The sequence below is a fragment of the Pseudoalteromonas sp. S3260 genome (genome assembly GCF_005886925.1).
GTDB lineage: Bacteria > Pseudomonadota > Gammaproteobacteria > Enterobacterales > Alteromonadaceae > Pseudoalteromonas > Pseudoalteromonas tetraodonis.
Genome location: NZ_PNCV01000055.1, coordinates 21,862 through 31,335, shown reverse-complemented (window position 1 = coordinate 31,335; position 9,474 = coordinate 21,862). Strand labels below are relative to the sequence as shown.

9 protein-coding genes are annotated in these 9,474 nt (G+C 37.9%); 1 reads left to right on the top strand and 8 read right to left on the bottom strand.

Annotated elements, in window-relative coordinates; all coding sequences use genetic code 11:
• Window positions 1–264: 264 nt before the first annotated feature.
• The 5 genes from CWC14_RS10380 to CWC14_RS10360 form a co-directional block, all read right to left on the bottom strand.
• Window positions 265–435, bottom strand: coding sequence for a hypothetical protein (locus CWC14_RS10380; protein WP_249928738.1), 171 nt, complete (start codon window positions 433–435; stop codon window positions 265–267).
• Between the two features lie 279 nt (window positions 436–714).
• Window positions 715–2,763 carry a GmrSD restriction endonuclease domain-containing protein gene (locus tag CWC14_RS10375; RefSeq protein ID WP_138562782.1) on the bottom strand — a complete coding sequence of 683 codons (2,049 nt, stop codon included), beginning with the start codon at window positions 2,761–2,763 and terminating at the stop codon, window positions 715–717.
• Window positions 2,753–4,081, bottom strand: coding sequence for a DUF262 domain-containing protein (locus CWC14_RS10370; protein ID WP_138562780.1), 1,329 nt, complete (start codon window positions 4,079–4,081; stop codon window positions 2,753–2,755). The genes CWC14_RS10375 and CWC14_RS10370 overlap by 11 nt, the downstream gene beginning before the upstream one ends.
• A gap of 23 nt (window positions 4,082–4,104) precedes the next feature.
• The gene (locus CWC14_RS10365; protein WP_138562778.1) at window positions 4,105–4,797 is read right to left on the bottom strand and encodes an amino acid adenylation; all 693 of its coding nucleotides are present in this window, start codon (window positions 4,795–4,797) and stop codon (window positions 4,105–4,107) included.
• A 4-nt stretch (window positions 4,798–4,801) separates the two neighbouring features.
• On the bottom strand, window positions 4,802–5,299 hold the full coding sequence (locus tag CWC14_RS10360) for an REP-associated tyrosine transposase (protein WP_138562776.1): 498 nt from the start codon (window positions 5,297–5,299) through the stop codon (window positions 4,802–4,804).
• A gap of 169 nt (window positions 5,300–5,468) precedes the next feature.
• Here CWC14_RS10360 and CWC14_RS10355 point away from each other — a divergent pair, with 169 nt between their 5' ends.
• Window positions 5,469–5,687 carry a hypothetical protein gene (locus CWC14_RS10355; RefSeq protein WP_138562774.1) on the top strand — a complete coding sequence of 73 codons (219 nt, stop codon included), beginning with the start codon at window positions 5,469–5,471 and terminating at the stop codon, window positions 5,685–5,687.
• Between the two features lie 103 nt (window positions 5,688–5,790).
• Here the strand turns inward: CWC14_RS10355 and CWC14_RS10350 are convergent, their stop codons facing one another.
• The 3 genes from CWC14_RS10350 to CWC14_RS10340 form a co-directional block, all read right to left on the bottom strand.
• Window positions 5,791–6,462, bottom strand: a complete 672-nt coding sequence (locus CWC14_RS10350; protein WP_138562771.1) for a hypothetical protein — start codon at window positions 6,460–6,462, stop codon at window positions 5,791–5,793.
• 119 nt (window positions 6,463–6,581) lie between these two features.
• The gene (locus CWC14_RS10345; RefSeq protein WP_138562769.1) at window positions 6,582–7,772 is read right to left on the bottom strand and encodes a restriction endonuclease subunit S; all 1,191 of its coding nucleotides are present in this window, start codon (window positions 7,770–7,772) and stop codon (window positions 6,582–6,584) included.
• A complete protein-coding gene (locus CWC14_RS10340) occupies window positions 7,769–9,349 on the bottom strand; it encodes a type I restriction-modification system subunit M (RefSeq protein WP_138562767.1) in 1,581 nt (526 codons plus the stop codon). Before CWC14_RS10340 ends, CWC14_RS10345 begins: the two co-directional genes overlap by 4 nt.
• Window positions 9,350–9,474 lie beyond the last annotated feature (125 nt).

Sequence of the window (9,474 nt, the reverse complement as noted above, 5' to 3'; positions counted from 1 at the left end):
TGCCATTCGCTAGTAGTTATCGTTTAATAACAGTGTGTTATTTAAACGGTGATCTTCCTACAGAGGACTTTCACCTCATAAGTCAATGCCCATGTCGGGCGTACACAAGCAGCTATACAAAGGCTTGATAACATATCGTTATCAAGCTTTTTTACACCCCAACACATACACCCCAACAATACACATTACCCACCCAACGTAGGCCGGTTAAGTGGCAAAGCCACGCCACCCGACATAACCACCACACACCCAAGCAATTGTTTTTTAACGGCATTTATAGCTGTTATCAATAATCTGCAATTGCCAGTTTAAATTATCGCCGTCACTAATTAGGGTATTTACCCCCGCTTGTTTACCAGGTTCATATGGCAAGCAAGGTAAATCAGCCTTTGAGTATTTATTAACCGCGTTTGAGGCACGGAGTTGAAATTTCATAAACTAAACTTATTGTACTAAAACACATTAGATAACCACTTTTATAAGTATATAATTTGACTGCTAAAGTATTACTATAGATTGCTTAACTACTTTTCCAGTTTGGTTATTTACACAGCCTCTGAATAATAATACTTGTATCGGCCCACTCATATTTTGGCTACTGTGATGTTTTATAAATAGTAATGGAGCTGCCATGCAAATTATTTACAGTAGTTGCAGATACTACATGGCTATTTGATAAGAGTTTAAAAGTAGCATCAAATCTATTAGCTTCCCCTAAGTAATTACAGGCAATAGCAGTAATTCTAACATTGCATCGCCATGCAGCTTAATACCGCTTGCTTGTTCAGTTAAAGCTGTTTCATTTGATAAGTACCAGTCTTTGTAACTAAACATCAGTCGCTGCTTTAAACTTTCAGCTTTATCGCCTTGTTTAGCCAGCACAGTTTTCTTTTTACCTTCAGGGTAATCGTTGCCTAGGCTTGAATTAGTAGAGCTACTTACTAAACATAAATTTGCAAACGTATCAATGAGCTTGTTATCCATAGCCTCTGTTTTAGAGGTTTGTGGATAGTGATGTTCAACCGAGCTACGGTTTGTAAATTTAAACTCGGTGGCTACTTTTTTAATAGAATTAACAACGGGCGTATCTAAAAGAATCTCATCATCCGTACCTAATAAACTAAATTTAACCTTATCAAAGTCTCCTCTGTTAAGTTCAAGCCATATTTTGTAGTCGAGGTAATTAAAAATATAATTTTGTACCGAAGTGCCACAATTAATAGTTTGTTTTAGAAGCTCTTTTTGAGATTGGATGCTACTTTTAGTATCTATATTTCCAATAGAACATAATTGATTAAAAGCACTTGTTTCTAATTGAACAATGAAATTCTTAACGTCGATTGTTTGTTCTTGATTAAACAAATACCTTAGCGTATTTGCAAGCCAATGCTTATAACTGTTACCCGGGTAAGACACATTAAACATACTTTGTAGCATAACCAGCTTTTCGCTATTCTCTATAAAAGTATTAACAGTTGAAACATTATGCTTGGCTTTTTCTGAGCTTTTTCTTACTAAAGTACGCACTCCCCAGTTTTTTTCTGGGCTACTTAAATCACGCTTGATAATGTAACAATCAAACAAATACCGTGTTTTTAATAATACACCGGCAAACCGCCTGACCTTTTGAGCGCATTTATCTTCGGCTAGGCCCTCTAGAATGTATGTATCGAACTCTTTAATAAGCTTTTTATCATCAAGCGACACCTTTTGTTCAATCAACTCATCAGCATCCACAAAAAGTGTAAGAGCATGGAGCAAAAAGTTAGGAAAGTTTATTATCGATCGAAAGCGATCATCCAATTGCGTTTGCTCATCATCTTTTTTTCTCTCATAAAACTTAGCTTCTGAATATAAGTTAAATAAATTTCCCTTACTCTGAGACTCCTGATAAATCGAAGCTTGCAAAGTATCTGAATTCTTTGATAATGCCTGCTCACTGTTAACTTTATCAAGCACAGCATTAAATAAGCCATTCCCCCCATAACTCAAAGTTAATAACTGCTTTAAATCATCACCAAATATTTTTGTTCTTACCTTGCTATCAAACCGAAACGGAATATAGTGCCCCATATCTGAGCACGCATCCCAAATTTGAGCAAACACGGGTTGCTCATTTTCAGGTAAATGATTCATTAAGCGGGCTTTAACAACTTCGTGCTTTTCGAGCTGTTCACCGCGATTATTCATTATTTCAAAGTAATGATTAAGATCGGTATCTTTAGGCACACATGTTCGGACAATAATTACTTTTTTAAATAAAAACTTTTTAAATTCAATTAATTCATTTGCATTAAATTTTGATTTAAAAATTTTTAAAGCCACATTAAATGCATTCACCATACTTGGTTCAAGGTTTTGTAACGTTTTACCTTTCGGTTCACCATGAACAAATAAAGAGAGAAGAGTACGTTTTGAACTTTCTCGGCATTCAAAGCTTAAATTAAGCGTTTTAATAGCTACTTCAACATTTAAATGTTTCAGCGCAGCCAAAATAATACACAAAGTAGTATGTCGTTGTTGACCATCAATGGTTTCATATTCAGTTATTTCTGTATTCGCTTGTCGTCTATCTACCACTAATGAGCCAACATAATAGTTTTTGTTTTCATCTTCTTTTCGTTGATCATCAATGTCATTAATAAGTTGTTCAACTTGTGCTTGCCCCCAAGCATAATTTCGTTGATAGCTAGGAATGGTATAAATAGCATTACCAAAAAATAACTCTTCGATAGTCAGCGCTTGGACGTCATTATTGCTCATTATTTGTATCCTTACCTAAATATAGTCCGTGTAATGCTTCTAACCCTTTGGTTTTATTACTGCTAACAGCCTCTTCATTTTTAATTACCACATAGCGCAATACTTCATTGGCATCTAAGGCATGCGCAATGACATTTAATAAACTACTGCTATTTTTTGCATAATTATCAATACTAGCCATTAATACTCGCGAGTTTTCCACTCTTAGCTTATAAGCCCAACAAAAGCATAAACGGATAGCTTGCTTAAAATGCTGCTCTTTAAATTTATCATGGTAAAGCATTACAACAGCTAAAAATAAATTACGCGCATAATTATCACCTGCCCTATGCGAGCCATTGTAACTTTTTAAATAAGGTGCTAACTCAGTATGCTTTTCTAAGTATTTTTGCTGTTCAATATAATGAGCTACAAATTCAAAAAAACGTGAGCCGTTAAGTATAATTTGACCTATCTGATGTGGGTACTTTAATTCGTTTTTATCAGCTATTCGATCCAAAGAGTGATTGTATTGAGTGGTGTAAATATGAGCTCTTAAAGCAGTCTCAATGTAATGCGGTACCTCTTTATTATTCAGGTTTACCCCTTTAAAAACATCAATATGTTTATTGGTAAAATATCTCCCATGTTCACCTTTAAGCCATCGTCTAATTCTGTATAAGTAATTAGCAAATATTGGTTTTAAATTACCCGAGCTTGTGGCTTCTTGTTCCCAGTGCTTAATAGTGTTTAATTTTGTTTGCTGAGTTTCGTGACCCATTTCGCGTAAGTGATATGCTTTTAAAAGATCATGAGGTTCAAGGGCTTTACCTCGTGCATTCTGGCTATCAAAAAATTGAAACGCCTCACTTATATCGCTCAGTTTAATAACAACAAGCGAGCAGTTCGATAAAATAAAAGTATATAAATTAATTAACTCTTGCTCATCCATTTGCTCAAGCTGCATGTTAATCAATGCACTGTTGTGCCGAACTTGTTGTTGCGACTCGGGATGATTAATGGCAATGGTGGTTAAAAGTGCAGGTTTATCCGTTATATTTAATTTAGTAGCTATAGCTGTAAGCAGAATACACAAAGTAATTGTGCGTTGCTGACCATCAACTATTTCAAGTTTATTGCCACTAGTTGCAGTATGTAGAACAACTGTACCCAATCGATACTCTGCACCGCTAATTAAATAATTACTTTTTATATCTACTATTAATTGAGCCACATTATGTTCATTCCAACGGTATGGCCGCTGATAATCTGGAATAACTAAATCACTCGCAAATAATGTTGCAATAGATTGAATCTCAGGAGAGATAGTACTACTCATTTAACCTTCCTTGTCATTAATATTTACCTGTGCAGGTAATCTCTAAAATTAATTATATTGTTATTACCAGCTATGTCCGTTGATGCTTTATTACCTCGCTGCTCTGAGGTGATCAACGTTTGGCAATAATATAATAAACGCTCTATGGGTATAAACTTCTCTTTGCGGCGAGTTGCTTTATTAGTAATACGTTTAGGTTGGGTGTTTAAGTGAATAGCTAACTCAATGGCAAGCTCTTTAGGTAAATCATAAAGTCCCTCTTCTTGTAGTGTTTGAGTAACCCAAAGTGCAGCGTCGCTAATATGCCCACTTATACTCAAATCGGTATTTTTAATCCAGTGTGGAGTAAACTCTGTTTTAGATAGTTCACTCAACAGCACCGCTATGTCGCTGCGTGGTATTAGCTGATACACCTCAAGCGTTTCAGCCATCATTAGCTGCCATTCATACTCTAAGCGCTGAGTTAATTCTTCTTGCGATAGCTTTAAACTAACCGGTATAAAAAATGTAAAACGGCTATTCGCTTCACAAACAATGATTGTTTTTTCACGAGATTTATAGCTGTTATCAATTATCTGTAATTGCCAGTTAAAATTATCGCTGTCACTGATCAGGGTATTTACCCCAGCTTGTTTACCAGGTTCATGTGGCAAGCGAGGTAAATCAGCTTTTAGGTATTTATTGAGTGCGTTTGAAGCGCTTAGACAAAGCAACATTTTATTATTCCCCACACCAATTGCGGCTATAGATCCCTGTTGCAACCGCTTTGTGAAAACTTGAATAAGGCCAGTCACTCACTCTTTTTACTAAACCATGTTTAAGTGGATTGAAGTGCACATAATTTACATGATGCCAATAATCTTGCTCATCACGAATGGTATGCTCCCAAAAGCGACGTTGCCATATGCCTCGTTCATTTTTATTCATGCGTGCCTCAGATAGGTATTCTCTTTTAGGTAACCCTTTAGAAAAGCGCTTTTTTATTTCACGCCATCGGCCAGAGTAGTCAAAATCCTCTTCGGGTAATGTTAGCACCGCATGAAGATGATCGGGTAACACAACCCACGCATCAATATGGAAAGGTTTATGTCGTTTAACCCAACGTACCGACTCACGTAGTAAATCAATGTGATCAACCAATAATGATTTATTTCGCTCAAGCAAATTAACTGTGAAAAAATACGTCCCTCCAGCTTGATAATTTCGACGATACCTCATAAAACCTCCATGTAAAAAATGTAGGTTGGTTAAGTGACGGAGTCACGCCAACCAACAAACCAACATCACCCCAAGCCGAATTACATTTATAATGCACAACCAATAACGTTGGATGACGCCTTCGGCTTATCCAACCTACATGATTGGTTTAAATACGTAGGTTGGTTAAGTGACGAAGTCACGCCACCCAACAAACCAACGTCACCCCAAGCCGAATTACATTTACAATGCACAACCAATAATGTCGGATGACGCCTTCGGCTTATCCAACCTACATGATTGGTTTAAATACGTAGGTTGGTTAAGTGACGAAGTCACGCCACCCAACAAACCAACATCACCCCAAGCCGAATTACATTTATATTGCACAACCAATAACGTTGGATGACACCTTCGGCTTATCCAACATTAATAAATAACCCGGTGTACGGCCGTTAATAATTAAAATTTTAATCTTCTATAACCGCTATAATAAAGCTGCTAAATATTTATCATTTTCTGCTTGGGTTGGTTAAAAATAAGTTGGTGCCGTTGCTTTCAAAGCGCTTATTCCAAACCAAATCAAAATAAATACGGTGATTTAAACCTATATTTGCCGCTTTTTCTTTTAAAAATTTTTGTATATCTGCGTAGTGCTGGGCTGTTTCAATGTCTTTATAGGTAAAGCGGCGTTTGATGCCTAAAGCCTTCGCTTCTTCAGTGGTAAATATAAATTCAGACTGAAAAATTTGGCTATCAAGGGGTAAAAATAGCCATGGTGTGGCGGTTTTTCTTGCTGGTGCAAAATCTTCCCCCATTGCTACAAAGTGCTCAAATACAATATCAATGGGCTTTCGTACTTTATTAAACGACTGCAATTGCGAAGGTTTAATGTTTTTACTCAGTTCAATTTTAAGCTCGCTACATAACTCGTTTGCAAGCTTGTTTAACTCTATTTCAGAGGTGAGATTATTTAATGTGTGAATTAAATAGTCTTTCTTTTTAGTTAATACATCTCTAAAGGTATGTGATGCGCCTAAACAATTATTATTTTTACGATGAAAGCCGCGATAGGTGTTTGAGCCTAAGCTTTTTAATACCAACTCCTCGTAGCTAAGTAATGGCGTGGGTGTTAAAAATACCGTATAGCCCACTTCGTTCATGCGTTTTATTTGTCCCTGCATTTATTATTTATCCTTACGCGTGAAATAAACGGCTTGTTTTGAAAGCTTGGTTTCAGTTATGTTTTTATTTAATTGACGTTGGGCCATTTAACATCCTTGTTGTTATTTTATAAATAGCGTTATAGTTCGCCTGCAAATGCTTTTTGGCTGAGAGAGTTAAATAGAGGTTTTTGCGATTGAAGCTCCGAAATTTTCAACAATTTCTCAACTTTACCAACGATTGACATAAACTTCTCTTGAATATCTAGAGGTGGAACAATGATGTCTAAAGATTCAACCTGTTGTTTTGTTAGCGCTTCTCGTGTTGCTCCCCCTGCAGTAGCAATCTGCATTAACTTTTGCTTATAACTACTTGAAGTTATCAATCTCGCTAAGAACGTTGGTAATACTTTCTCTTTTTTTGCTCTGATGATACAAACGTGCTGATTAACTCGCGCCGGCAATATATCGTTATCAACTAATGTTGCTCTACAAACAGATGCTCCTGTTATATTTAATAAAAGATCATCTTTCTCTATTACTACATTTTTTAACTTGTCAGCTTGAGTATCTGAAATAAACGCTAGGTCTTTATGCACAAATTTATTGTCATGTACATTAAGACTGCGGATTAACGATATTCCTTCCTCCAGATAGGCCTCTTTACCACCTCTAGGTGTTGAACCACTACCTAGTTTAAGCGTTAGCTCTTTTAAAGGTTTCTTTTTCCACCCCTTCGGATTACTAACCGGATCACCAAACATATCCAAAAATACGCTACGTAGGAAGTCGTCGGCGAGTTGAATGGCTTGTTTGCGTTTGCGGCGGATGGCGTCGGCTTTATCTAAAATCGCGGCTATGCGTTTCTGCTCGTCCAGTGGTGGTAATGGGATTTTTAAATCCTTTAAAAAATCTGAAGGAACCCTTTTTTGACCAGCACTACCTGACATATTTCGCTCACCTAAATGACGAAACCATTTATTCCAAACTAGGTAAAATAAATACTTACCATCTAGCTTTTCAATATCAGCTCTAATTACATGAAACTCTGTTGTCCCAAAGCCTATTTGAGTCTCTAAGCAGTCTAAGTACGCTGCTTTACCATTTTCAAAGCAAGGTGTGATTTTAGCTACTACAACATCATTCTTTTCAAAATAGGTAAAACCTTTTCGAGTTTCACCCAAAATTCGTTTTTCCTGCTCTAAAACTTGACCTTGCTCTGAAATAGATGCCATTGGTAAAAATGTGACTTCTTGAGCCTCATCAATATTTTTAGGTAACCTGGGGTTAATCTCAGCTACTTCACTTAACTTAACTAACGGCCAACTCACAGCATACCCTCCAACTCTTTCAAGTCAGCCAGTATTTCGTTCTCTAAACTCACTAATTTACCTAATATTTCTTTTGGCGGATCGTAGCTTTCTTCTTCATACACCACTTCTTTATAGCGGTTGATTGAAAGGTCGTATTTGTTGCTGGCTATGTCATCTTTACTGACCCAAAACGCCTTCTGGGTTTTATCATTGCTATCGTTTGTCGCGGCTGCTTTATCACGAATTTTAAATTCACTGATTAAGTTTGGTAAATCGTTAGCTTTTATTGGTGTGCGCTTGTCATCCAAGCTAAAACCATCGGCTTGTACGTCGTAAAACCATACATGATCGGTGCTGCCACCTTTGGTGAATATAAGTATGGCAGTTGAAACACCAGCGTAGGGTTTAAACACGCCACTGGGCAGTGAGATTACGGCTTCTAGCTGGTTGTTATCCACCAGCATTTGGCGCAGTTGTACGTGCGCTTTTGATGAGCCAAAGAGTACGCCATCGGGTACGATAGTAGCCGACTGCCCGCCTATTTTTAACATGCGCTCAATAAGGGCTACAAACAGCAGCTCGGTTTTTTTGGTTTTTACTTTGCGTAATAACTCAGGGCATACGTCTTCTTCGTCTAGGCTGCCTTTAAATGGCGGATTGGCGAGAATGATGTCGTACCCTTCTTTGGCCTTTTGCGGGTAGTGCTCTTTAAAGTTTTGGCTTAGGGTATCTTGATAATGAATGCCTGGCTGTTTAATGCCGTGCATTACTAGGTTCATAGCGGCTACGCGCAGCATAGTGGCGTCAAAGTCAAAGCCGTTGAACATGTGAGCATCTATGTGGCTGCGCTGCTCTGGGGTAATTAAATCACCTGAGTAAAGCAGATTTTCGAGCGGTTTACCGCTATCATCACATTGCACGTTGCCATCTACATCAAGCACGGGCTCGCGGTCTATGCCCTCGGCTGATGTGTATTTTTGTAAGAGGTATTCGTAACTTACTGATAAAAAGCCACCGGTGCCGGTTGATGGGTCACATATTTGGCTGGTTACATCTGGGTCCATCATTTCAACCATGGCGCGTATAATATGGCGCGGTGTTCTAAATTGGCCGTTAATGCCTGCTGTGGTGAGTTTACTCAATAGGTATTCGTATAAATCGCCTTTGGTGTCTGAGTTTTCAAGCGGGAGGTCGTTTACCATTTCAACGGCTTTTACCAATAGGCTTTGCTTTTGAATCATTAATTGCGCGTCTTTCATAAACTCGTTAAATATCGCGCCTTCTGGCGATACGTCGTCTGAGGTTTTTGAAAAGTACGGAAACAGCTCATCTTTAACCAGTTTGTATAACTCTTCTGCCCCTAAATGGCGCAGGTTTTGCCAACGAATGTGTTGCTCATCGTCGTTAAAGCGGCGGTTAAACGGCTGCTTAGTACGTGCACTTCGTTTTTCATCGGCTTGCTCGTTCATGTCGAGCATACGGGCGTACATTAAAAAAGTAATTTGCTCTACTACGGTCAGCGGGTTAGTAATGCCGCCTGTCCAAAATTCTTCCCATAGTTTGTCTATTTTACTTTTTAAAGGTCCGGTTATCATAATTTTCCTAGTGTGAGCGGTTTATTGCGCTCATTGTATTGATTAAATTTTATATCATGGTGTTGGATGGCGCTCTGGCTTATCCAGCATCCTCGGATAGCGCTTTGGCTTATCCAACATCGTCG

What these genes read in the sequence shown, in the direction of transcription:
- CWC14_RS10380 (WP_249928738.1), bottom strand. Translation starts at nt 435, where the DNA reads ATGAAATTTCAACTCCGTGCCTCAAACGCGGTTAATAAATACTCAAAG.
- CWC14_RS10375 (WP_138562782.1), bottom strand. Translation starts at nt 2,763, where the DNA reads ATGAGCAATAATGACGTCCAAGCGCTGACTATCGAAGAGTTATTTTTT.
- CWC14_RS10370 (WP_138562780.1), bottom strand. Translation starts at nt 4,081, where the DNA reads ATGAGTAGTACTATCTCTCCTGAGATTCAATCTATTGCAACATTATTT.
- CWC14_RS10365 (WP_138562778.1), bottom strand. Translation starts at nt 4,797, where the DNA reads ATGTTGCTTTGTCTAAGCGCTTCAAACGCACTCAATAAATACCTAAAA.
- CWC14_RS10360 (WP_138562776.1), bottom strand. Translation starts at nt 5,299, where the DNA reads ATGAGGTATCGTCGAAATTATCAAGCTGGAGGGACGTATTTTTTCACA.
- CWC14_RS10350 (WP_138562771.1), bottom strand. Translation starts at nt 6,462, where the DNA reads ATGCAGGGACAAATAAAACGCATGAACGAAGTGGGCTATACGGTATTT.
- CWC14_RS10340 (WP_138562767.1), bottom strand. Translation starts at nt 9,349, where the DNA reads ATGATAACCGGACCTTTAAAAAGTAAAATAGACAAACTATGGGAAGAA.